Source organism: Hydrogenophaga luteola (assembly GCF_042648585.1).
In the GTDB taxonomy this organism is placed as follows: domain Bacteria; phylum Pseudomonadota; class Gammaproteobacteria; order Burkholderiales; family Burkholderiaceae_C; genus Hydrogenophaga; species Hydrogenophaga luteola.
Window position 1 is genome coordinate 153,481 of the sequence record NZ_JBHRXX010000009.1, and the last position, 21,693, is coordinate 175,173.

Sequence of the window (21,693 nt, forward strand, 5' to 3'; positions counted from 1 at the left end):
GTTGGAAAGTGAATATAGGCTACGCATTGACTGCCGGGTAGCGGTTGACTTAAATCAACCGCATGAAACGCGACCTGAATTACCCTCGCGGCATGAACGAGGCCGCCACCGCGCCCCCGGTGGGGCTTTTGCTGGGCAACGAACCGTCTGCCCTGTCGCAGCGCGGAGAAGACCCGTTCGGACCACATCGTGGACCGCTCACGGTCACCGATGACTTTTCGGTGCTCGATGACCCGGTTGAGCTGAACGACTTCACCGAATTCAAGGAAATCGACGGCCAAACGGTGGCCGAATCGGTGCTCATGGTGCAGGGCATGTACTGCGCCGCCTGTGCCGACACGGTGGAATGTGCCTTGCAGGACCTGCCTGGCGTGCGAAGTGCGCGGGTCCATGCCGCGACGCGCCGCCTGATGCTGCAGTGGGAGCCCGGTGCCACCCGCATGTCGTCGCTGGCCGAAGCCGTGGGGCAGACCGGGTACCGCCTGTTGCCGCTGCAGCAGGCACTTTCGATCTCCGAACGCCTGAAGGAAACCCGGCTCGCTCTCTGGCGCCTGTTCGTGGCCGGCTTCTGCGCCATGCAGGTGATGATGTACGCATGGCCGGCCTACGTGGCCGAGCCTGGGGAGATGCCGGCCGACATCGACCAGCTGCTGCGCTGGGCCAGCTGGGTGCTCAGCGTTCCCGTGGTCACTTTTGCCAGCGGACCGTTCTTCAGGGGCGCCTGGCGCGACCTCAAGCTGGGTCGTGTCGGCATGGACACGCCGGTGTCCATTGGCATCCTCGTGGCCTTCCTGGCCAGCTCGGCGGCCACCTTTGATCCGACGGGACCCTGGGGCCATGAGGTCTGGTTCGACTCCCTGACCATGTTCGTGTTCTTCCTGCTCGGCGGCCGCTATCTGGAGCTCAAGGCCAGGGACCGCACCGCCGGTGCGCTGGACGCGCTGATGAACCGCCTGCCGGAGGTGTGTGAGCGGCAGACCGCCGACGGGCGTTTCGAATCGCTGTCGGTGCGCAGACTGGCGGTGGGCGATGTGGTGCGGGTGCAGGCAGGGCAGGCCTTTCCGGGCGACGGGCGGCTGCTCAGCGACACCGCGACCGTGGACGAGGCGCTGCTCACCGGCGAGTCCGATCCCCTGACCCGCCGACAAGGCGATGGGGTGGTGGCGGGCAGCTACAACCTGGCCGGGCCGGTGCTGGTCGAGGTGCAGCGCCTGGGGCGCGACACCCGGTTCGCCCAGATCGTGGCGCTGATGGAGAAGGCGTCCACAGAGAAGCCGCGTCTGGCCGTGCTGGCCGACCGCATTGCGGCGCCCTTCCTCGTGCTGGTGCTGGCGGCCGCTGCGCTCGCGTTCGCGTATTGGTGGCAGATCGACCACTCCAAGGCGCTGGCCGTTGCTGTGGCTGTGCTCATCGTGACCTGTCCCTGTGCCCTGTCGCTGGCCACGCCAGCGGCCATGCTGAGTTCCGCTGGGACGCTGGCCCGGCGCGGCATTCTCGTGCGCCGCCTGCAGGCGTTCGAGACGCTGGCAGAGGTGGGCGCTGTGGTGTTCGACAAGACCGGCACACTCACCCACGACCGCCTGGCGGTGACGGGTCAGCGGATTCGTGAAGGGGCGGATTCCCGACAGGTGCTGGCGCTGGCCGCCGCCATGGCCGAAGGCTCGCTGCACCCGGTGTCCCGCGCCATCGCCGCCTTCGCGCGTGAGGCCGTGTTGTCTACCGAGCGGGTCGATCTGAACGAGTTGACCGAGGCGGCAGGGCAGGGGCTGTCCGCGCGGAACGCGCGAGGCGAGCTGCTCCGCATGGGGTCCGCGGCGTTCTGTGGTCTGGCTACTCGTGGGGGCGAAGCCCTCGCGGGCCGCGTCCACCTTTCTGACGCGCAGGGATGGCTGGCCAGCTTTGATCTGAGTGAAGGGGTGCGCGAGGACGCGGCTTCTGCCGTGGCGGCCCTGCACCAGTCCGGGTTGCGCACCTGGCTGTTGTCGGGCGACCGGGAGGCCGCCGCCCGGTCGGTGGGCGGGATCGTCGGCGTGCAGAACGTGGTGGCAGGTGCCTCACCCGAACAGAAGCTGGCGCAGATCGAGTCCATGCAGAAGCAGGGACTGCGGGTGGCCATGGTGGGCGACGGCCTCAACGACGGTCCGGTGCTTGCCAGGGCCGACACCTCGTTCGCACTGGGTCATGCGGCGCCGCTGGCGCAGGCGCAGTCCGACTTCATCCTGCAGGGCGGCAAGGTCCAGGACGTGGTGTTGACCTTGCAGCAAGCCCGGTTCACGATGCGCATCGTCCGTCAGAACCTTGTATGGGCCGCGCTGTACAACCTGGTGTGTGTTCCTCTGGCCCTGGTCGGCTGGATGCCGCCATGGCTGGCCGGTCTGGGGATGGCGGGCAGTTCGCTGCTGGTGATCCTCAATGCGCTGCGGCTGGCCGCGCCGCCGCGCGAGCGCTCCGGTGTCTGAACCGGCGCTTGGCGTTTCAGATTGAGATTATTTCAAGGAGCCGACATGGACATCCTGTATCTGCTGATACCCGTCTCGATCGTGCTGGTCTTCGCAATCATCGGCGTGTTCTGGTGGGCACTGCACGCAGGTCAGTTCGACAACGTCGAGCGCGAGGGCGAGCGCATTCTTAGAGGCGATTGACGTAAGTCAAGGCGTCCACGAGGTTACATGTGGACACTGCGCCAGTGGCATTAATGAGGAGTTCTGTATGTCCGTGACAACAAAGACCGGCCAACCGGCGGTCTACAACGACAGCGTCGTCCGCTGGTTCTCCATCGCAGCCGTGATCTACGGCGTGGTGGGCATGCTGGTGGGCGTCATCATCGCGGCCCAGCTGACCTGGCCCGAGCTCAACATGGGGATCGAGTGGATCACCTACGGTCGTCTTCGACCGCTGCACACCAACGCCGTAATCTTTGCCTTCGGCGGCAGCGTGCTGTTTGCAACCAGCTACTACGTTGTCCAACGGACATGCCACACACCGCTGTTCTCCAACGCGCTGGCGTGGTTCACCTTCATCGGCTGGAATATCGTCATCGTCTCTGCGGTGATCACCCTGCCGCTGGGCATCACCAGCGGCAAGGAGTATGCCGAACTGGAGTGGCCGATTGACCTGCTGATCGCGGTGACCTGGGTCGCCTACGCCATCGTGTTCTTCGGCACGGTGGGCATCCGCAAGGTCAAGCACATCTACGTGGCCAACTGGTTCTTCGGCGCCTTCATCATCGCCGTGGCCCTGCTGCACATCGTCAACAGCGCGGCCCTGCCGGTGGAACTCTTCAAGTCCTATTCCGCGTACGCCGGCGTGCAGGACGCCATGGTGCAATGGTGGTACGGCCACAATGCCGTGGGCTTCTTCCTGACCGCCGCCTTCCTGGGCATGATGTACTACTTCATCCCCAAGCAGGCCGAGCGTCCGGTGTATTCGTACCGCCTGTCGATCGTGCACTTCTGGGCCCTGATCTTCACCTACATGTGGGCGGGCCCCCACCACCTGCACTACACCGCGCTGCCCGACTGGGCGCAGTCGGTCGGCATGGTGTTCTCCCTGATCCTGCTGGCTCCCAGCTGGGGCGGCATGATCAACGGCATCATGACCCTCTCGGGTGCCTGGCACAAGCTGCGTGACGACCCCATCCTGCGCTTCCTCATCGTGTCCCTGTCGTTCTACGGCATGTCCACCTTCGAAGGTCCGATGATGTCCATCAAGACCGTCAACGCCCTGTCGCACTACACCGACTGGACCGTGGGCCACGTGCACTCCGGCGCCCTGGGCTGGGTGGGTCTGGTGTCCATGGGTTCGCTGTACTACCTGATCCCGCGCCTGTTCGGCCAGAAGAAGATGTACTCGGTGCCCGCCATCGAACTGCACTTCTGGATCGCCACCATCGGCATCGTGCTGTACATCGCCGCGATGTGGATTGCCGGCGTGATGCAAGGCCTGATGTGGCGCTCGGTCAACCCGGACGGCAGCCTGACGTACACCTTCGTCGAGTCGGTGAAAGCCACCTTCCCGTTCTACGTGATCCGCCTGGTCGGTGGCCTGCTGTACCTGGCCGGCATGATCGTCATGCTCTGGAACGTGATCATGACCGCGCTGCAGGGCAAGGCCCACAACGCCCCCGTCATGGCCGTCAACCCCGCCCACGCCTGAGGAGAAGAACAACATGGCCAGCAATGAACATCTGTCCGGTCACGCCCGGATCGAGACCAGCAACTTCCTGATGATCGTCCTGATCACCCTCGTGGTGGCTGTCGGCGGTCTGGTGGAAATCGTGCCGCTGTTCTTCCAGAAGTCCACCACCCAGCCGATCGAGGGTCTCAAGCCCTATACCGCGCTGCAGGTGGCCGGTCGCGACGTCTACGTCAAGGAAGGCTGCTACAACTGCCACTCGCAGATGATCCGTCCCTTCCAGGCCGAGACCCTGCGCTACGGTCCTTACTCGGTGGCCGGCGAGTACGTGTACGACCACCCCTTCCAGTGGGGTTCGAAGCGCACCGGTCCCGACCTGCACCGTGTTGGTGGCCGCTACAGCGACGAGTGGCACCGTGCCCACTTGAACAACCCGCGCGATGTCGTGCCCGAGTCCAACATGCCCGCCTATCCCTGGCTGGCCGAAAAAACCGTGAAAGCCGAAGGTATTCCCGCCCGCATGAAGGCCCTGCGCACCCTGGGCGCGCCTTACAGCGACGAGGAAATCGCCAAGTCTGTGGAAGATGTCAAGGGCAAGACCGAGCTGGATGCCGTGATCGCCTACCTGCAGGTGCTGGGCACCGCACGCAGCGCCGCCAAGCTTGCGCCTGCTGCCGCAGCACCCGCTGCAGAAGTTGCTCCCGCCGCTGCACCTGAAGCCGCGGCACCCGCAGCTCCCGCTGCAGAGGCGCAACCCGCAGCGCCAGCGGCCGACGCCAAGACCCAATAAGGGGCGAGACCATGGACATCAACGATCTGCGCAGCATCGTCACGACGATCAGCCTGCTGACCTTTGTCGGCATCCTGGTCTGGGCCTGGTCCAAACGCAATCAGCGCGACTTCGAAGAGGCGGCCCAGCTGCCCTTCCAGGACGACTGAACGATTGCGGAACGAACACGAGAAAACATCATGAGCGACTTCATCAGCGACTTCTGGCACCTCTACGTGGCCGGCATCACGCTCGTCAGCATCATCGCCTGCGCGGTTCTGCTGTACATCAGCGGCACGACCAAGGCAGCTACCCACGCCGACAACACCACGGGCCACGTGTGGGACGGCGACCTGCGTGAGATGAACAACCCCCTTCCCAAGTGGTGGGTGTACCTGTTCATCATCACGGTGGTCTTCGGTCTGGTCTACGGCGCCCTCTATCCCATGTTCGGCAAGTTCCAGGGCGCCCTGGGCTGGTCGTCCCAGGGGCAGCACGCAGCCGAAGTTAAGAAGGTCGAGGACGCCATCGCCCCGATCTACGCGAAGTACAACGGCATGAAGCCGGAAGACATCGCTGCCGACGCCCAGGCCATGGCCATTGGCGAGCGCCTGTTCATGAACTACTGCGCCCAGTGCCACGGTTCTGATGCGCGTGGTGCCAAGTCTTTCCCCAACCTTACCGATGGCGACTGGCTGGGTGGTTCCGATCACGCCTACATCAAGACCACGATCGCACAGGGTCGTACCGGCGTGATGCCCCCGATGGCAGCGGCTGTGGGTGGTCCTGAGGACGTCAAGGACGTGGCCCACTACGTGCTCAGCCTGTCCGGCAGCCCGAACGACTCGGTCCGTGCTTCTCAGGGCAAGGCCAAGTTCGCCGCCTGTGCGGCCTGCCACGGTCCCGAGGGCAAAGGCATGGCGGCCGTGGGTGCACCGAACCTGACCGACGGTGTCTGGCTGCACGGCTGGGGCGAAGAAGCGATCGTTCGCGCTGTCAACAATGGTTTCAACAACCACATGCCGCCACAGGCTGCGCTGCTGAACGAAGCCCAGATCAATGTGCTGGCTTCCTATGTCTGGGGTTTGTCCAACAAGCCTGCCGCCAAGCAGTGATGGCCTGAAGCCAGTCACTTTTCTCTCGCCAGGTCATCCGTGAGTTCTCCAGCGCCAGACGCCTCAAGCACTGTTAGGCCCCCCGTGATTCCCATCGTCCCTGAGACACCGAAAGGTGTTCCGGAGGACGATGAGGTGATGGTTTCTCTCTACGCCTCGCGCAAGAAGATCCATCCCCGTTCGGTGTCCGGACTGTTCTCCAGGTGGCGCTGGGCGCTGGTCTGGTTCACCCAGATTTTTTTTTACGGATTGCCCTGGCTGGAGTGGAATGCCCGCCAAGCGGTGCTCTTCGACCTCGAAGCGCGCCGCTTCTACATTTTTGGGCTGGTCCTCTATCCGCAGGACTTCATCTACCTGACCGGACTGCTGGTCATCTCCGCACTGGCCCTGTTCCTTTTCACTGCGGTCGCTGGCCGCCTATGGTGCGGTTACGCCTGTCCCCAGACCGTCTACACCGAAATCTTCCTTTGGATCGAGAAGAAGGTGGAGGGCGACCGCTCGGCGCGGATCCGGCTGGATGAGTCGAGCCTGGATGCCCGCAAGTTCGGCAAGCGTTCGCTCAAACATGCCTTGTGGATCCTGTTCGCGCTCTGGACAGGCTTCACCTTTGTCGGCTACTTCACCCCTATCCGGGAGCTGGCGAGTCTGAGCATGGCCGCCTCGCTGGGCCCTTGGCAGACCTTCTGGATCTTCTTCTACGGGTTCGCGACCTACGGAAACGCGGGCTTCATGCGCGAGCAGGTCTGCAAGTACATGTGTCCGTATGCCCGCTTCCAGAGCGCGATGTTCGACAAGGACACGATGATCGTGACCTACGACAAGGCACGTGGGGAGCCGCGCGGGGCGCGCTCCAAAAAGGCAGACCCCAAAGCCCTGGGATTGGGTGCCTGTGTCGACTGCACGCTCTGCGTGCAGGTCTGTCCGACGGGCATCGACATCCGCAACGGATTGCAGTACGAATGCATCGGTTGTGGGGCCTGCATCGATGTCTGCGACGAGGTGATGGACAAGGTCGGCTATCCGCGCGGACTGGTCAAGTACTCGACTCAGAATGGCATGGCCAAGGGCTGGACCCGCGAGCAGATGGTCCGTCACGCCTTCCGTCCCAGGGTACTCGTCTACACCACCATTCTGTCGGTCATCACCCTGGCCGTGTTTGTCAGTCTCTTCCTGCGCACGCCGCTGAAGGTCGATGTGATTCGCGACCGCGGAGCACTGGCGCGCATGGTGGAGCAGGGGCGCATCGAAAACGTGTTCCGCCTGCAAATCATGAATGCGACCGAGTCTCCGCAGCGCTACCAGATCAGTGTCGAGGGACTGGAGGGCGTGATGATCGCGTCGGAAACCGAAGTGGACGTGCTTTCCACAGAAGTGCGCTCCGCCGCCGTGCGCGTCCAGATCCCGCCCAACGCCGCGCCCGCCGGCTCGCACCCGATACGGTTCACCATCCGGTCCACCGGCAGCGATGTGTCTGAGGTGGTGGAGAAGGCCGTCTTCATCGTTCCACGCTAAACTGAATTCACACGCTTATGGAACAAGTCATGTCAGCAAATCCAAGTCATCACCCGGCCACGCCGTGGTGGAAGGTGCCCCACATGTGGCTGGTGGTCGGTGGGCCTGTTGCCGTGATCGTCGCTGGCGTGATCACCTTGGTCATCGCAGTGAAGAACCCCGATCCTGTGCTCAACAAGTCCGACTACGAGAGAGATCTTGCCGCCGCTCAGCGGCTTGAAGGGCAGGCCAAGGTCGATGCATTGGCCAAGATGCAGCCGGCCCATCAGGCGCGCAATCACGCCGCTTCGCCGGTCGTACCGGCGGCCCCCTCCAAGTAGGACGCCGCATCACCGAATGCAGCCACACAGGAGTGAAGGATACGACTCATGAAAGCTCAGCGGTGGATGTGGATAGCGTGGCCAGCATTTCTAGTGGCTTCGGTGCTCGAGATGATTGTTTTCGCCATGGTCGACCCGGGTGATCTCCACTGGTTCGGTAACCCCCTGGAGCTGTCTCGACAGGCCATCTACACACTGGCGTTCTTCGTGTTCTGGTGTGTCACCATGGCATCGAGCGCGCTGACCACCTTGCTCGCCATGTCTCCCTTCGAGGTCAATCGCTGTCCGGTACCTGAAACGGAGCGTCCCCAGGACTGTGCCCGCAACGGCGGGTGCAGCTGATCTGCGTTTCGCAAATAAAAACCCCGCTCAGGGTTCAGACCTGAGCGGGGTTTTTTGGAGGGGTCGAATAGGTTCAGCGGCAGGTCTGGGGGTTCACGATCTGCTTGAGCGCATCGGTGTTCTTGATGTGCACATAGCGTTGTTTGACTTCGATGATGCCTTCCTCGACGAACTTCGAGAACGTCCGGCTCACGGTTTCAAGCTTCATGCCCAGGTAACTCCCGATCTCTTCCCGGGTCATACGCAGGATGAGCTCGGACTGTGAGAAGCCGCGTGCATGCAGACGCTGGACGAGGTTGAGCAGGAAGGCTGCGAGACGTTCCTCGGCACGCATGCTGCCCAGCAGCAGCATCACGCTGTGATCGCGGACGATTTCCCGGCTCATGATCTTGTGGACATGGTGCTGCAGCGTGGTGAACTCCCGTGACAGCTCTTCCACCTGGTCAAACGGCATCACACAGACTTCGGCGTCCTCAAGAGCAATGGCGTCACAGGAATGACGGTCACTGACGATGCCATCCATGCCGATGATTTCACCGGTCATCTGGAAACCGGTGACCTGGTCCCTGCCGTCGGCGGTGGTCACGCAGGTTTTGAAGAAGCCCGATCGCACCGCGTAGAGCGAAGTGAACTTGTCGCCGGTATTGAACAGGGCTGTTCCCCGCTTGATCCTCCTGCGCGTGGAGATCACGGTGTCCAGCTTGTCCATTTCCTCAGGGTTGAGGCCCATGGGCAGACACAACTCCCGGAGGTTGCAACTGGAACAGGCGACTTTGATGCTGTGAATGTCCATAAATCTTCCAGATTTCGCCCGAAGCTTAACGCATGGTCACAAGTGCCAGCAAGGCGGAAGCGCTCACCCTCGTTGGGGGGATGGGGGGAAACCCCGGGGCTTGGACGGCCCTTGATCTTGATCAAGGGTGCTATTTCTGCCTTGGTGCACATTCGCGCTGAGAACTGGAGAATTGTTTGTGAGTCACGCCATTTCCGACGAATTGCTCAAGCGATTCGACATCCCGGGTCCCCGTTACACCTCGTACCCCACCGCAGACCGCTTTGTAGAAGCGTTCACGGAGAGCGACTACATCCAGGCGCTGGAACAACGTCGGGCTGGGTCGCTCGCATTGCCGTTGTCGCTGTACGTCCATATTCCTTTCTGCGAGTCTGTCTGCTACTACTGCGCCTGCAACAAGGTCATCACCAAGCACCACGAAAGGGCTGCGGAATACCTGCGGTATCTGTCGCGTGAGGTGGAGCTTCAGGTGCAGCACTTCGGGAAGGGGCACGCCGTGTCCCAGCTGCATCTGGGAGGAGGAACGCCGACCTTCCTGTCCGACGCCGAGCTGGAGGATCTTCTGACAATGATCCGCCGCAACTTCACGCTCGTGCCAGGAGGCGAGTACTCCATAGAGGTCGACCCTCGCACGGTGACGGACCAGCGTTTGCAGACACTGGCCAGGTTGGGTTTCAACCGACTGAGTTTCGGTGTACAGGATTTCGATCCCGCTGTTCAGAAAGCGGTGCACCGGGTGCAACCGGTCGAGCAGGTGTTCGCACTGGTCGAGACGGCACGCAAGATCGGATTTGAGTCGGTCAACGTGGACCTCATCTATGGCTTGCCATTGCAGACGCCCGAGTCGTTTGCCCGCACGCTTGCCCAAGTCAACCAGTTGCGCCCCGACCGCATCGCGCTCTACGCATACGCTCACTTGCCAGCACGTTTCAAACCGCAGCGCCGGATCGTGGCCGCCGAGTTGCCCAGCGCGGGAGACAAGCTGTCGATGCTGTCGGCTTCGCTGGATGCCATGAGCGATGCGGGGTACGTCTACGTCGGCATGGATCACTTCGCGTTGCCGACGGATGCATTGGCCGTGGCCAAGCGACAGGGGCGGTTGCACCGAAATTTCCAGGGCTACAGCACGCAGCCCGACTGCGACCTGATCGCTTTGGGTGTTTCGGCCATCGGCCGCATCGGTGCGACCTACAGCCAGAACGCCAAGACGATTGAGGAGTATTACGACGCGCTGGACCAGGGTCGTCTTCCGATCGTGCGCGGGTTGGCACTGACCAGGGACGATTTGTTGCGCCGCTCCGTGATCATGTCCCTGATGTGCCAGGGGCAGCTTCAGTTCGAATCAATCAACCTGGGACACCTGATCGACTGCAAGAGCTACTTTGCTCGCGAGCTGGAGGTGTTGGCCGGCTATGCCGAACACGGACTGGTTCGCATCGACGACTCTGGTGTGGAGGTGACGCCAGCAGGTTGGTATCTGGTTCGCGCCATCGCCATGGTTTTCGACAAAAACCTGCAGGTCGACCAGGACCGGGCGCGTTTCTCCAAGATCATCTGACTCGCGTGGTTTCGAGCCAGCGCGAGGGTTGCGACTGCTAGAGTTCTGCCATGCAAACATCCATGGCGCTCACCGCACTGTTCATGGGGATCGCTGGTGGTCCCCATTGTGTCGCCATGTGTGGAGCCGCTTGCGCAGGCATCAGTCGTGGCGTGACCGGGCGCCAGAGCACGGCGGCTCTGCTGAACTTCCAGGCTGGACGACTGCTTGGCTACTCCCTCTTCGGGGCGATTGCCGCAGGTTCTGTGCAAGGCCTGGCTTGGCTGGGAACCAACACCTCTGTGATCCGGCCGGTCTGGACCATGTTTCACGTGGCAGCCATGCTGCTCGGTTTGGTTCTGATCTGGCAGGCTCGCCAGCCAGCATGGCTCGACGGGCTGGCCCAAGGCGTCTGGCGCAGGACGCGACCGGTGTTCGGACGCCTGGGGGCCAAGGCGCCCGCGGTACTCGGCGTCGCGTGGGCACTGATGCCATGCGGATTACTGTATTCCGCGCTGATGGTGGCGTCTTTGTCAGCCAATGCAATGGAGGGCGCGATGATCATGGCGCTGTTCTCCGCCGGGACTTCGCTTTCGTTGACCATCGGGCCCTGGCTCTTGCTGCGTTTGCGGGGCGACGGCTCAGGTGGTTGGGGCATCCGGCTGGCAGGGATCGCATTGGCCGCCACCTCCGGTTGGGCGCTCTGGATGGGAATCACCGATCCCACCGGTCTCTGGTGCGCTTGAGCCTCTCAGCTTGAACGTCCTGGCAGGGTTGCCAGAACCAGGCCCAGCAAGGCCACACCAAAAGCAAACATCTGGAGCGGGCTGAGGGTTTCACCCATGAACAGCACGCCGATAGTGGCTGCGCTGATCGGGAGCATCACTGTGAACACCCCGGCGCGGGCAGCAGGAACAGACTTCAACCCAGTCATCCAGAGCCATACCGTCCAGACGCTGGCGGCCAGTGCGTAGAAGACCAGCAGACCCCACGTCGGTGCTGTGATGGAGGTGAAGTCAAAGGCTCTGGCCGCCCACAGCCCAAAAGGCGTGACCAGCACGAAACCCCAAAGGTTGATGATGGCGGATATCCGCTTGGGCCCCAGACCTTCGGTGAGCCGTTTTCCAATCACCACATAAGAGGCCTCGCACACAACCGCTGCGAACACGAGCAGGTTGCCCCAGAACTGCTGCTCGAGACCGAACCACCCGAGGCCTTGTGCGTGTGTGGCACTGCCTGCCTTCTGCATTGAAAAGAGCCCGATTCCGACTGCAGCGCACGCGATGCCCAGGGCGGTGCGCTTGCCGATGCGTTCTTTGAGAAACACCCAGCTGAGGACTGCCACCACCGCCGGAATGGAGGACATCACCACGCCAGCGGACACCGCCGTGGTCATCGACACGCCAAACAGCATGCAGATGGAGAATAGGAAGTTGCCTAGGAAGGACTCAAGGAACAGCAGCTTTTGGGTACGAGCGGACAGCTGGGGCTCTTCTGCAGGCTTGCGCAGCCATCTCCACATGGCCGCCACCCCGATACCGAAGCGGAGCCACGCCAGCAGGAAGACCGGAAACGCCGCAACCAATGGTTTTGAGAGTGCGACATAGCTCCCCACCAGCGACATGCTGGCCGCTAGGCAGACATACGCGCCAAATTTTGCGGGGGTGGTCGGAAGGTTCGGCTCTGGTGACATAGGGCCAGCATCATGCCCCAGCCAGCGGCGATCATCGCCTTCCAAATAGAGTCATTCCATTTTGCAATGAGAAATCACATGTGTTGCGCTGCAAAAAAATTTCTCAATACAAGAAAGCGATTCCCACATTGCAGGATTTTTGTAGAATCGCATTGAATTTAAAGAGTTTTTTCTCTATCTTATATAAGACATAAGAGCTTCCAAAAGTCTTCTATAAGACTTAAAGTTCTCCCATTGGCTCTGGTCTGCAACAGGAACAAGCCGTCCCATTCATCAACCTCATGGAGAGTCGCAAATGCCCCAGTCCCTCAAAGAACAACTGAGCCGCCAACAGCAGATCGAAGCCCTGGAAAAAGACTGGGCCACCAACCCTCGCTGGAAGCTGGTCAAGCGCGGTTACTCCGCCGCTGACGTGGTGCGGCTGCGCGGCTCCATGCAGCCCGAGTACACCCTGGCCCAGCGCGGCGCCGAAAAGCTGTGGGAAAAGGTCAACGGCGGCGCCAAGAAGGGCTACGTCAACGCCTTCGGTGCCATCACCGCCGGTCAGGCCATGCAGCAGGCCAAGGCTGGTCTGGAGGCCGTGTACCTGTCGGGCTGGCAGGTCGCTGCCGACGGCAACACCAGCGAAACCATGTATCCCGACCAGTCGCTGTACGCCTACGACTCGGTGCCGACCATGGTCCGCCGCATCAACAACACCTTCAAGCGCGCGGACGAAATCCAGTGGAGCCGTGGCATCGAGCCGGGTTCCGCCGAATTCATCGACTACTTCCTGCCCATCGTTGCTGATGCGGAAGCCGGTTTCGGTGGCGTGCTGAACGCCTTCGAACTGATGAAGAACATGATCGCTGCCGGTGCTGCTGGCGTTCACTTCGAAGACCAGCTGGCCGCCGTGAAGAAGTGCGGCCACATGGGTGGCAAGGTGCTGGTGCCGACGCAGGAAGCCATCGAAAAGCTGATCGCCGCCCGCTTTGCTGCCGACGTGATGGGCGTGCCCACCATCGTGCTGGCCCGCACCGATGCCGAAGCCGCCAACCTGATCACCAGCGATCACGACGCCAACGACAAGCCCTTCCTGACCGGTGAGCGCACCCAAGAAGGGTTCTACCGCGTCAAGAACGGCCTGGAGCAAGCCATCAGCCGCGGCGTGGCCTACGCTCCCTACGCCGACCTAGTGTGGTGCGAGACCGGCGTGCCCGATATCGGCTTTGCCCGTGAGTTCGCCCAGGCCGTGCACGCCGCCTGCCCCGGCAAGCTGCTGTCCTACAACTGCTCGCCCTCGTTCAACTGGAAGAAGAACCTGGACGACAAGCAGATCGCCAAGTTCCAGGACGACCTGTCCGCGCTGGGCTACAAGTACCAGTTCATCACGCTGGCCGGTATCCATATCAACTGGTTCAACACCTTCCAGTTCGCGCACGCCTACGCCCGCGGTGAGGGGATGAAGCACTACACCGAGATGGTGCAGGAGCCGGAGTTCAAGGCTCGTGAGAAGGGCTACACCTTCGTGTCGCATCAGCAGGAGGTGGGTGCCGGTTACTTCGACGACGTGACCACCGTGATCCAGGGGGGGTCTTCCAGCGTGAAGGCTCTGACTGGTTCGACCGAAGAAGAGCAGTTCCACTGATTGATCTGGCGGCCAGCTCGCTAAAATCAAGCAACAACCCCCGGCTCGCGGCACCGCGATCCCGGGGTTTTTTCTTGTTTGCGGCATGCGTTCTGTCGTCAATAACCTACATCGATGCGTAGCCAGGGAACATTCCTCTCCGGCCGTGGGAGAATTTGTCGGTTAAAGCCGGTCGCTCAGACCACTACAAAGCAGGAGAGTCCAAGTGTTGAGCAAATGGAAATGGGTATCTGTTCTGGCAATGTCTTTGACTTTGGCAGGATGTGGTGGCGGAGGGGAGGCCACGGCGCGCGGTGCGATTGCAGTCAATACCATCAACGGTGTCGGCACTATCGTGACCAACTATGCTTCTCAGCCCGAGGCTAACAGCGATGCGTTGGCGCAGTGCGCGCGCTTGGTTGGGACCGGTATGGGATGCGAGGTCATTCTCGAGTTCTCTGGTAACGGTACCTGTGGATCTGCTGCGCGGGGAAACAACAACGTCTGGGGTGCTGCCAGTGGGTCTTCCAAGGAAGTCGCCGACTCGCGGGCCATGTCGGACTGCGTCGCCAAGGGCGGAACAAGTTGTGTGATTCCTGGGTGGCTTGAAACGCAGTGCAACTGATCGGTTCAGATGGGCTTCCCGAACTGTGTAAAAATCAAGTTTTGCTAAGTTCTTTCTTGTCTTCTTGCTGCTTGGTTATGACACCGCGAACTAAACCGGAGCTTGTAGTTATGGCCCTTTGAGGCCAGCAGTTCGCGCCTGCCATTTTTGCAGTTTTAGTTTTCTCCTTCAAAAGCGCGGCCATAGCCGCGCTTTTTGTTTTTCGGATCATGTCATGCCCAACATCACGCTTCCCGACGGCTCTCTGCGAGAATTTTCCAGTCCAGTTACCGTAGCAGAGGTGGCTGCCTCCATTGGTGCCGGCCTGGCCAAGGCGGCGCTGGGTGGTAAGGTCAACGGCAAGTTGGTGGACACCAGTTTTCTGATCGCCGAAGATGCTTCTCTGGCCATTGTTACTGCCAAGGACGCCGATGGTCTGGAGCTGATCCGTCACTCCACGGCCCACTTGTTGGCCTATGCGGTCAAGGAGCTGTTCCCCGATGCGCAGGTCACCATCGGCCCGGTGATTGAGCACGGGTTCTACTACGACTTCTCGTACAAGCGCCCCTTCACGCCCGAGGACTTGGCGGCCATCGAAAAGAAGATGATCGAGCTGGCCAACAAGGATGAGTCGGTGGTACGCCGCGTGCTACCGCGCGACGAGGCGGTGGCTTACTTCAAGGCGCTGGGCGAGCACTACAAGGCTGAAATCATTGCCAGCATTCCTAGTAACGAGGATGTGTCGCTCTACCGCGAAGGTGCGTTCGAAGACTTGTGTCGGGGACCGCACGTGCCCAGCACCGGCAAGCTCAAGCACTTCAAGCTGATGAAGGTGGCCGGTGCCTACTGGCGCGGTGATCACCGCAACGAAATGCTGCAACGCATCTACGGCACGGCCTGGGCTACCAAGGACGAGTTGCAGCAGTATCTGACCATGCTGGAAGAGGCCGAGAAGCGCGACCACCGCAAGCTCGGTCGCGAACTTGACCTGTTCCACTTGGACGAGCACTCGCCTGGTACCGTGTTCTGGCACCCCAAAGGATGGACCGTGTGGCAGGCGGTGGAGCAGTACATGCGCGCTGTCTACCGCGATAACGGCTACCAGGAAGTCAAGGGGCCGCAGATCCTGGACAAGGCGCTTTGGGAGAAGACCGGCCATTGGGACAAGTACCGAGAGAACATGTTCGTGACCGAGTCGGAAAAACGCGACTACGCGCTCAAGCCGATGAACTGTCCGGGCCACATCATCATCTTCAAGCAGGGCATCAAAAGCTATCGGGACCTGCCACTGCGCTATGGCGAGTTTGGACAGTGCCACCGCAATGAGCCTTCTGGCGGTTTGCACGGCATCATGCGAGTGCGTGCGTTCACGCAGGACGATGGCCACATTTTTTGTACCGAGGACCAGATCCAGTCCGAGGTCATGGCGTTCACCACTCTTCTGCAGCAGGTCTACAAGGACTTTGGTTTTACCAACATCCTCTACAAGCTCTCGACCCGACCTGAAAAGCGCATTGGCACTGAAGAAAGTTGGGACAAGGCGGAGGCAGCGTTGGCCGAAGGCTTGAAGGCGTCGGGGTGTGCATTCGAATACTTGCCGGGCGAGGGGGCGTTTTACGGGCCAAAGATCGAGTACACGCTCAAGGACGCTCTGGGCCGCGAATGGCAATGCGGCACCATCCAAGTGGATCCCAATCTTCCTGAGCGGCTGGATGCAGAGTTCGTTGGGGAGGATGGTTCGCGCCACCGGCCCATCATGCTGCATCGCGCCATCGTCGGTAGCCTCGAGCGCTTCATCGGTATCTTGATCGAACAGCACGCCGGCGCCTTGCCTGTGTGGTTGGCGCCGGTGCAAGTGGCAGTGCTCAACATCACCGATGCCCAGGCGGACTACGTGCAGGAAGTGGCGAAATTGCTGCAAAAACAAGGGCTTAGGGTTGAAGCGGACCTCCGCAACGAGAAAATAACGTATAAAATACGGGAACACGCGTTGCAAAAGCTGCCTTACATCCTCGTCGTGGGCGACAAGGAGAAAGCTGCTGGTACCGTGGCTGTGCGGGCACGAGGTAATAAAGACCTCGGTGTCATGTCGCTGGAGAACTTCTCCCAACTAGTGGCGACAGACGTTTCCTCCAAAGTGTGATTTCATCCGCTCCGGAAGGCCCCTCGGCTGCTGTGCACTGTGCGTGGCCCCGAGGGGTTCGTCTTTTTATTGATCAACAGCCCACGACAAGGAACTAGCCATAGCTACCAACTTTCGCGACCGCCGCCAGCGTGAAGAGCGTGCACACCGCCTGAACCGGGAAATTATGGCCCCCGAGGTCCGCCTCAACGGGCCAGACAACGAGCCTTTGGGCATTGTCAGTCTCCAGGAAGCGTTGCGCATGGCCGGTGAGCTGGACGTGGATCTGGTCGAGATCGCGGCGACAGCGAATCCGCCTGTGTGCCGGCTGATGGACTATGGCAAGTTCAAGTATCAGGAGCAGAAAAAGGCTGCTGAGGCGAAGGCCAAGCAGACTGTTATCGAAATCAAGGAAGTCAAGTTCCGTCCCGGGACCGACGACGGCGACTACAACATCAAGATGCGCAACATCCGTCGTTTTCTGGACGATGGAGACAAATGCAAGATCACGCTGCGGTTCCGCGGACGCGAGATCACGCACCAGGAGCTTGGCCTAGCCTTGCTCAATCGCATCCGGGATGAGTTGGGCGATGCCATCGTCGTCGAGCAGTTCCCCAAGCTGGAAGGGCGCCAGATGATCATGATGATCGCGCCCGGCAAGAAGAAAGTGGGCGGTGGCGCGTCCAAGGCAGCGGCAGAGCCCGCTGTCCAGCCGGCGGCCTGACGGACGACGTCGGGCCGTGGTGCGCCAAGATTGGTCGGGCAGGTTCAGTCTTCCTGTCTGATCGAGGTCTGCCGTCCATGGCGGTGGGCCGAAATGATCTCACTTCGGTGGGGTCACAAAAAGTGGCTCGGGGCCAGCAAGTCCGCGGAAGGTTCGCGGCGCCTCACGAGCACAAATGAAAAAGGAGCATTCACATGCCCAAAATGAAGACCAAGAGCAGCGCGAAGAAGCGTTTTCGCGTTCGTCCCGGTGGCACCGTCAAGCGCGGTCAAGCCTTCAAACGTCACATCCTGACCAAGAAGACCACCAAGAACAAGCGCCATCTGCGTGGTGCGGTGACTGTTCATGAGACCAACATGGGTCACATGGCGCAGATGCTGCCCGGCATGGGCATTTGATCAACGACGAACAAGGAGCAACACATGCCTCGCGTCAAACGTGGTGTAACGGCACGCGCCCGTCACAAAAAAGTTCTCGCCCTTGCCAAGGGTTTCCGCGGTCGCCGCGGCAACGTCTTCCGCATCGCCAAGCAGGCGGTGATGAAGGCCGGTCAGTACGCCTACCGTGACCGCCGCACCAAGAAGCGCGTTTTCCGTCAGCTGTGGATTGCGCGTATCAACGCCGGTGCACGCGCTTGCGGCCTGACGTACAGCCAGTTCGCCAATGGCCTGAAGAAGGCCCAGATCGAGATCGACCGCAAGGTCCTGGCCGATCTGGCCGTCAACGACGTCGCTGCTTTCAACAGCATCGTGGAGCAAGTCAAAGCCAAGCTGGCCGCTTGATTTACGACCGTCCCTGCTGGCCCCTGCCGGTGGTGACGACGTCGCTCAAAGGGGTTGAGGCTTGAGGGGTTCCCTCGGTGCTCTCAGCCCCTTTTTTGTTTTCCCGCACGAGACACACATGAACGAGTTGGACGCACTGGTCGAAGGCGCGCGCGCTGCGTTCGCGCAGGCACCCACCCCTGCCGATCTGGAAAACGCCAAGGCGCAGTACATTGGCAAATCGGGTCGCATCACCGAGCTGATGAAGGGTATGACCGCTTTGTCGGTGGACGAGAAGAAGACCCGCGGGGCCGCGATCAACGTGGCCAAGCAGGCCATTGAAGCGGCGCTGACCGAGCGCCGCCAGGCGTTGGCCGATGCCGAATTGCAGGCGCAGCTCAAGGCAGAGGCGCTGGACGTGACGCTGCCAGGGCGCCAGCGCGGGCAGGGTGGTCTGCACCCCGTGAGCCTGACACTGGAGCGTATCGAAGCGATATTTGGCTCGCAGGGCTTCGAGGTGGCCGAAGGCCCCGAGATTGAGTCCGACTGGTTCAACTTCACCGCGCTGAACACGCCCGAGGACCACCCGGCGCGTTCCATGCACGACACTTTTTATGTGGAAGGTGGCAGCGCAAAAGCGCCGAACCTGCTGCGCACCCACACCAGCCCAATGCAGATCCGCCACGCGGTGCAGCACGTCAAGCGCCACCGTGCTGCGCTGGACGCAGGCCTTCCGATGCCGGAGATCCGCGTGATCGCGCCGGGCCGCACCTACCGCGTCGACAGCGATGCCACGCATTCGCCCATGTTCCACCAGTGCGAAGGCCTGTGGATTGGTGAGAACGTGAGCTTCAAGGACCTCAAGGTCGTCTTCACTGACTTCTGCCGTACCTTTTTCGAAAGCGATGACCTGGTGCTGCGGTTCCGTCCCAGCTTTTTCCCGTTCACCGAGCCCAGCGCCGAGATCGACATCCAGTTCCAGAGCGGCCCGCTGGCCGGGCGCTGGCTGGAGGTGGCCGGTTCCGGCCAGGTGCACCCGAACGTGGTGCGCAACATGGGCCTGGACCCCGAGCGCTACATCGGCTTTGCCTTCGGCATGGGGCCGGACCGCCTGACGATGCTGCGGTATGGCGTGAACGATCTGCGCCTGTTCTTTGACGGCGACATCCGCTTCTTACGTCAGTTCGCCTGATTCTCTGCGCCGCTTGCCCACGTACCGAGTCGTCTCATGCAATTCCCCGAATCCTGGCTGCGTGCCTTCTGCAACCCGCCTCTGACCAGCCAGCAGCTGGCCGACACCCTGACCATGGCTGGTCTGGAGGTCGAAGAACTGCGCCCGTTCGCGCCTGCCTTCACCGGCGTGGTGGTGGGCCAGGTCCTGAGCGCCGAACAACACCCCAATGCCGACCGCCTGCGCGTGTGCCAGGTGGATGTGGGGCATGGCGCCCCTTTGAACATCGTCTGTGGCGCACCAAACGCGCGCGCTGGTATCAAAGTGCCGTGTGCCACGGTCGGGGCTTTGCTGCCGCCGGGTGAGGACGGCAAACCGTTTGCCATCAAGCTGGGCAAGCTGCGCGGCGTCGAGAGCCAGGGTATGCTGTGCTCGGCCAAGGAGCTGCAAATCTCCGAAGAGAGCAATGGCCTGCTGGAGCTGGGTGAAGACGCCGTGGTCGGCCGCAACATCCGCGAGCAACTGGGGCTCGACGACATGCTGTTCACGCTCAAGCTCACGCCCAACCTGGCGCATTGCCTGAGCGTGTATGGCATCGCGCGCGAAGTGTCCGCGCTGACCGACACGCCGCTGGTTCCGCCCGAATTCCCCAAGGTCGCTGTTCAGGTGCCCGACCGACTGCCGGTGAGCGTGCACGCGAGTGACCTGTGCGGCCGTTTCAGCGGCCGTGTGGTGCGTGGCGTCAACACAAAAGCGCAGACGCCGGCCTGGATGGTCGAGCGTCTGGCGCGCTGCGGCCAGCGCAGCATTTCGCCGCTGGTGGACATCTCCAACTATGTGATGTTCGAGCTGGGTCGGCCGTCGCACATCTTCGATCTCGACAAGATCCATGGGGGCCTGCAGGTGCGCTGGGGCCGCGAGGGCGAACAGCTCAAGCTGCTCAACGGCAACACGATCACGGTCGACGCCGAGGTCGGCGTGATCGCCGACGACCAGCAGGTCGAGTCTCTGGCCGGCATCATGGGCGGTGACGCCACCGCCGTGTCCGACGACACCCAGAACATCTTCATCGAGGCGGCCTTCTGGTGGCCCAAGGCGATCGCCGGCCGTTCACGCCGCTACAACTTCAGCACCGACGCCGGCCACCGCTTCGAGCGTGGCGTGGATCCGTCCACCACGGTCGAGCACGTCGAACGCATCACGCAGCTGGTGCTGGAGATATGTGGAGGTCAGGCAGGTCCGCTGGACGACCAGGTGCTTGGATTGCCGGAAGGCAAGCCGGTCATGCTGCGCGTGGCTCGTGCGGCAAAGGTCATCGGTATGCCGGTGACTCAGGCTCAATGCGCTGGTGCGCTGCGCCGTCTTGGACTGGCTGTCACCGAAGGCGATGGCACGATCACCGTGGCGCCGCCGACCTTCCGCTTCGACTTGCAGATCGAGGAAGACCTGATCGAAGAGGTTGCGCGCGTGATCGGCTACGAACAGCTGCCGACGAATCCTCCATTGGCGCCCATCACCGCCAAGCTGCGCACCGAGAGCCGGCGTGGCCCGTTTGCTGTACGCCGACTGTTGGCGCAACTGGGCTACCAGGAAACCATCAACTTCAGTTTTGTCGAGGAGCGGTGGGAACACGAACTGGCTGGCAATGCAGATCCGATCAAACTGCTGAACCCGATCGCTAGCCAAATGAACGTGATGCGCTCGTCCTTGCTGGGCAGCCTGATCGCGGTGCTCAAGTTCAACCTGGACCGCAAGGCGCAGCGTGTGCGCCTGTTTGAACTGGGGCGCGTGTTCCGCAAGGATCCGTCGGTTCAGGACAGCGACACCTCCGTAGCCGGGTTCGACCAGCCCATGAGGGTGGCAGGTCTGGCATATGGAGGAGTCGACAGCCTGCAATGGGGCAGCGCTGAGCGCAGCGTCGACTTCTTCGACATCAAGGGTGATGTGCAGACGTTGCTGGCACCGTTGCAAGCCACCTTCAAGCCAACCGAGCACCCTGCAATGCACCCAGGTCGGTGCGCCAGTGTCTGGCTGGGTGAGCGCTGCATCGGCTATGTGGGCGAACTGCATCCGAAGTGGCGCCAGGGCTACGACCTGGCGCAGGCGCCGGTGATGTTTGAACTGGCGCTTGATGCGGTGCTGCAGCGCGAGATACCTCTGTTCCAGAGCGTGAGTCGCCACCAGCCAGTCGAGCGTGATCTCGCCATCGTGGTCAAGGAGGCTGTGACGCACGCCGCCGTCATGGACGCTATCCGGGACTCAGGTGGCGAGCTTCTTCGCGACGCCGTGTTGTTTGATGTGTACCGACCCAAGAAGACGCCTGAAGGACAGGGCGGCGGCTTGGCGTCTGATGAGAAGAGCTTGGCCGTGCGCCTGACGCTCAGCCGTGAGGACGCTACACTGACCGAGCAGGAAATCGAGGCGGTGGTCAAGGGAGCGCTGGTTTCGCTGGAGCAGCGCGTGGGTGCGCGCCTACGTTGAGCGCGCTTG

The 21,693-nt window shown here is 61.7% G+C and carries 21 protein-coding genes; 19 read left to right on the forward strand and 2 right to left on the reverse strand.

Features of this window, described 5'->3' with window-relative positions:
- Positions 1 to 62: 62 nt before the first annotated feature.
- From ACFOPI_RS19540 to ACFOPI_RS19580, 9 genes are all read left to right on the forward strand, one after another.
- Complete coding sequence (locus ACFOPI_RS19540) at positions 63 to 2,459, forward strand: heavy metal translocating P-type ATPase (RefSeq protein WP_382177626.1); 2,397 nt, start codon at positions 63 to 65, stop codon at positions 2,457 to 2,459.
- Positions 2,460 to 2,504: 45 nt separating this feature from the next.
- Positions 2,505 to 2,642 carry a cbb3-type cytochrome oxidase assembly protein CcoS gene (gene ccoS / locus ACFOPI_RS19545; protein ID WP_066151515.1) on the forward strand — a complete coding sequence of 46 codons (138 nt, stop codon included), beginning with the start codon at positions 2,505 to 2,507 and terminating at the stop codon, positions 2,640 to 2,642.
- A gap of 67 nt (positions 2,643 to 2,709) precedes the next feature.
- Entirely contained in the window at positions 2,710 to 4,155 is a 1,446-nt protein-coding gene (gene ccoN, locus ACFOPI_RS19550; protein WP_382177629.1) for a cytochrome-c oxidase, cbb3-type subunit I, read from the forward strand.
- A gap of 13 nt (positions 4,156 to 4,168) precedes the next feature.
- Positions 4,169 to 4,924: a cytochrome-c oxidase, cbb3-type subunit II gene (gene ccoO, locus ACFOPI_RS19555; protein ID WP_382177632.1), complete on the forward strand. Its 756-nt coding sequence runs from the start codon at positions 4,169 to 4,171 to the stop codon at positions 4,922 to 4,924.
- A gap of 11 nt (positions 4,925 to 4,935) precedes the next feature.
- Positions 4,936 to 5,073 (forward strand): cbb3-type cytochrome oxidase subunit 3, encoded by a 138-nt coding sequence (locus ACFOPI_RS19560; RefSeq protein ID WP_066151511.1) that lies wholly within the window; start codon positions 4,936 to 4,938, stop codon positions 5,071 to 5,073.
- Between the two features lie 30 nt (positions 5,074 to 5,103).
- Positions 5,104 to 6,018: a cytochrome-c oxidase, cbb3-type subunit III gene (gene ccoP / locus ACFOPI_RS19565; protein ID WP_382177637.1), complete on the forward strand. Its 915-nt coding sequence runs from the start codon at positions 5,104 to 5,106 to the stop codon at positions 6,016 to 6,018.
- Between the two features lie 138 nt (positions 6,019 to 6,156).
- Positions 6,157 to 7,530 carry a cytochrome c oxidase accessory protein CcoG gene (ccoG, locus tag ACFOPI_RS19570; protein ID WP_382177640.1) on the forward strand — a complete coding sequence of 458 codons (1,374 nt, stop codon included), beginning with the start codon at positions 6,157 to 6,159 and terminating at the stop codon, positions 7,528 to 7,530.
- An 83-nt stretch (positions 7,531 to 7,613) separates the two neighbouring features.
- A complete protein-coding gene (locus ACFOPI_RS19575; protein ID WP_382177642.1) occupies positions 7,614 to 7,850 on the forward strand; it encodes a FixH family protein in 237 nt (78 codons plus the stop codon).
- 48 nt (positions 7,851 to 7,898) lie between these two features.
- Positions 7,899 to 8,192, forward strand: coding sequence for a hypothetical protein (locus ACFOPI_RS19580; protein WP_382177645.1), 294 nt, complete (start codon positions 7,899 to 7,901; stop codon positions 8,190 to 8,192).
- A 73-nt stretch (positions 8,193 to 8,265) separates the two neighbouring features.
- Here ACFOPI_RS19580 and fnr read toward each other — a convergent pair whose 3' ends face one another.
- Positions 8,266 to 8,985 carry a fumarate/nitrate reduction transcriptional regulator Fnr gene (gene fnr, locus ACFOPI_RS19585; RefSeq protein WP_382177648.1) on the reverse strand — a complete coding sequence of 240 codons (720 nt, stop codon included), beginning with the start codon at positions 8,983 to 8,985 and terminating at the stop codon, positions 8,266 to 8,268.
- Positions 8,986 to 9,163: 178 nt separating this feature from the next.
- On the opposite strand from fnr, the gene hemN reads away from it, so the two are divergent.
- Together hemN and ACFOPI_RS19595 are read left to right on the forward strand one after the other, a co-directional pair.
- Positions 9,164 to 10,543, forward strand: a complete 1,380-nt coding sequence (hemN, locus tag ACFOPI_RS19590) for an oxygen-independent coproporphyrinogen III oxidase (RefSeq protein WP_382177651.1) — start codon at positions 9,164 to 9,166, stop codon at positions 10,541 to 10,543.
- Between the two features lie 50 nt (positions 10,544 to 10,593).
- Positions 10,594 to 11,268 (forward strand): sulfite exporter TauE/SafE family protein, encoded by a 675-nt coding sequence (locus tag ACFOPI_RS19595; protein ID WP_382177654.1) that lies wholly within the window; start codon positions 10,594 to 10,596, stop codon positions 11,266 to 11,268.
- 5 nt (positions 11,269 to 11,273) lie between these two features.
- Here ACFOPI_RS19595 and ACFOPI_RS19600 read toward each other — a convergent pair whose 3' ends face one another.
- The gene (locus ACFOPI_RS19600; RefSeq protein WP_382177656.1) at positions 11,274 to 12,146 is read right to left on the reverse strand and encodes a DMT family transporter; all 873 of its coding nucleotides are present in this window, start codon (positions 12,144 to 12,146) and stop codon (positions 11,274 to 11,276) included.
- A 364-nt stretch (positions 12,147 to 12,510) separates the two neighbouring features.
- On the opposite strand from ACFOPI_RS19600, the gene aceA reads away from it, so the two are divergent.
- From aceA to pheT, 8 genes are all read left to right on the forward strand, one after another.
- Positions 12,511 to 13,842, forward strand: coding sequence for an isocitrate lyase (gene aceA, locus ACFOPI_RS19605; RefSeq protein ID WP_308327685.1), 1,332 nt, complete (start codon positions 12,511 to 12,513; stop codon positions 13,840 to 13,842).
- A 205-nt stretch (positions 13,843 to 14,047) separates the two neighbouring features.
- Positions 14,048 to 14,446, forward strand: coding sequence for a DUF4189 domain-containing protein (locus tag ACFOPI_RS19610; protein WP_382177659.1), 399 nt, complete (start codon positions 14,048 to 14,050; stop codon positions 14,444 to 14,446).
- A gap of 214 nt (positions 14,447 to 14,660) precedes the next feature.
- Positions 14,661 to 16,568, forward strand: a complete 1,908-nt coding sequence (thrS, locus tag ACFOPI_RS19615) for a threonine--tRNA ligase (protein WP_382177662.1) — start codon at positions 14,661 to 14,663, stop codon at positions 16,566 to 16,568.
- 100 nt (positions 16,569 to 16,668) lie between these two features.
- Positions 16,669 to 17,271 (forward strand): translation initiation factor IF-3, encoded by a 603-nt coding sequence (gene infC, locus ACFOPI_RS19620; RefSeq protein WP_382178754.1) that lies wholly within the window; start codon positions 16,669 to 16,671, stop codon positions 17,269 to 17,271.
- Between the two features lie 194 nt (positions 17,272 to 17,465).
- A complete protein-coding gene (rpmI, locus tag ACFOPI_RS19625) occupies positions 17,466 to 17,669 on the forward strand; it encodes a 50S ribosomal protein L35 (RefSeq protein WP_066151481.1) in 204 nt (67 codons plus the stop codon).
- A 24-nt stretch (positions 17,670 to 17,693) separates the two neighbouring features.
- Positions 17,694 to 18,053, forward strand: coding sequence for a 50S ribosomal protein L20 (gene rplT / locus ACFOPI_RS19630; RefSeq protein ID WP_066151478.1), 360 nt, complete (start codon positions 17,694 to 17,696; stop codon positions 18,051 to 18,053).
- A 118-nt stretch (positions 18,054 to 18,171) separates the two neighbouring features.
- Positions 18,172 to 19,224 (forward strand): phenylalanine--tRNA ligase subunit alpha, encoded by a 1,053-nt coding sequence (gene pheS / locus ACFOPI_RS19635; protein ID WP_382177667.1) that lies wholly within the window; start codon positions 18,172 to 18,174, stop codon positions 19,222 to 19,224.
- 36 nt (positions 19,225 to 19,260) lie between these two features.
- Positions 19,261 to 21,684 carry a phenylalanine--tRNA ligase subunit beta gene (gene pheT, locus ACFOPI_RS19640; RefSeq protein WP_382177670.1) on the forward strand — a complete coding sequence of 808 codons (2,424 nt, stop codon included), beginning with the start codon at positions 19,261 to 19,263 and terminating at the stop codon, positions 21,682 to 21,684.
- Positions 21,685 to 21,693 lie beyond the last annotated feature (9 nt).

Excerpts from the sequence above, each read along its gene's own strand:
- ACFOPI_RS19540 (WP_382177626.1), top strand. The coding sequence starts at position 63 with ATGAAACGCGACCTGAATTACCCTCGCGGCATGAACGAGGCCGCCACC.
- ccoS (WP_066151515.1), top strand. The coding sequence starts at position 2,505 with ATGGACATCCTGTATCTGCTGATACCCGTCTCGATCGTGCTGGTCTTC.
- ccoN (WP_382177629.1), top strand. The coding sequence starts at position 2,710 with ATGTCCGTGACAACAAAGACCGGCCAACCGGCGGTCTACAACGACAGC.
- ccoO (WP_382177632.1), top strand. The coding sequence starts at position 4,169 with ATGGCCAGCAATGAACATCTGTCCGGTCACGCCCGGATCGAGACCAGC.
- ACFOPI_RS19560 (WP_066151511.1), top strand. The coding sequence starts at position 4,936 with ATGGACATCAACGATCTGCGCAGCATCGTCACGACGATCAGCCTGCTG.
- ccoP (WP_382177637.1), top strand. The coding sequence starts at position 5,104 with ATGAGCGACTTCATCAGCGACTTCTGGCACCTCTACGTGGCCGGCATC.
- ccoG (WP_382177640.1), top strand. The coding sequence starts at position 6,157 with ATGGTTTCTCTCTACGCCTCGCGCAAGAAGATCCATCCCCGTTCGGTG.
- ACFOPI_RS19575 (WP_382177642.1), top strand. The coding sequence starts at position 7,614 with ATGTGGCTGGTGGTCGGTGGGCCTGTTGCCGTGATCGTCGCTGGCGTG.
- ACFOPI_RS19580 (WP_382177645.1), top strand. The coding sequence starts at position 7,899 with ATGAAAGCTCAGCGGTGGATGTGGATAGCGTGGCCAGCATTTCTAGTG.
- fnr (WP_382177648.1), bottom strand. The coding sequence starts at position 8,985 with ATGGACATTCACAGCATCAAAGTCGCCTGTTCCAGTTGCAACCTCCGG.
- ACFOPI_RS19595 (WP_382177654.1), top strand. The coding sequence starts at position 10,594 with ATGCAAACATCCATGGCGCTCACCGCACTGTTCATGGGGATCGCTGGT.
- ACFOPI_RS19600 (WP_382177656.1), bottom strand. The coding sequence starts at position 12,146 with ATGTCGCTGGTGGGGAGCTATGTCGCACTCTCAAAACCATTGGTTGCG.
- aceA (WP_308327685.1), top strand. The coding sequence starts at position 12,511 with ATGCCCCAGTCCCTCAAAGAACAACTGAGCCGCCAACAGCAGATCGAA.
- thrS (WP_382177662.1), top strand. The coding sequence starts at position 14,661 with ATGCCCAACATCACGCTTCCCGACGGCTCTCTGCGAGAATTTTCCAGT.
- rpmI (WP_066151481.1), top strand. The coding sequence starts at position 17,466 with ATGCCCAAAATGAAGACCAAGAGCAGCGCGAAGAAGCGTTTTCGCGTT.
- rplT (WP_066151478.1), top strand. The coding sequence starts at position 17,694 with ATGCCTCGCGTCAAACGTGGTGTAACGGCACGCGCCCGTCACAAAAAA.
- pheS (WP_382177667.1), top strand. The coding sequence starts at position 18,172 with ATGAACGAGTTGGACGCACTGGTCGAAGGCGCGCGCGCTGCGTTCGCG.
- pheT (WP_382177670.1), top strand. The coding sequence starts at position 19,261 with ATGCAATTCCCCGAATCCTGGCTGCGTGCCTTCTGCAACCCGCCTCTG.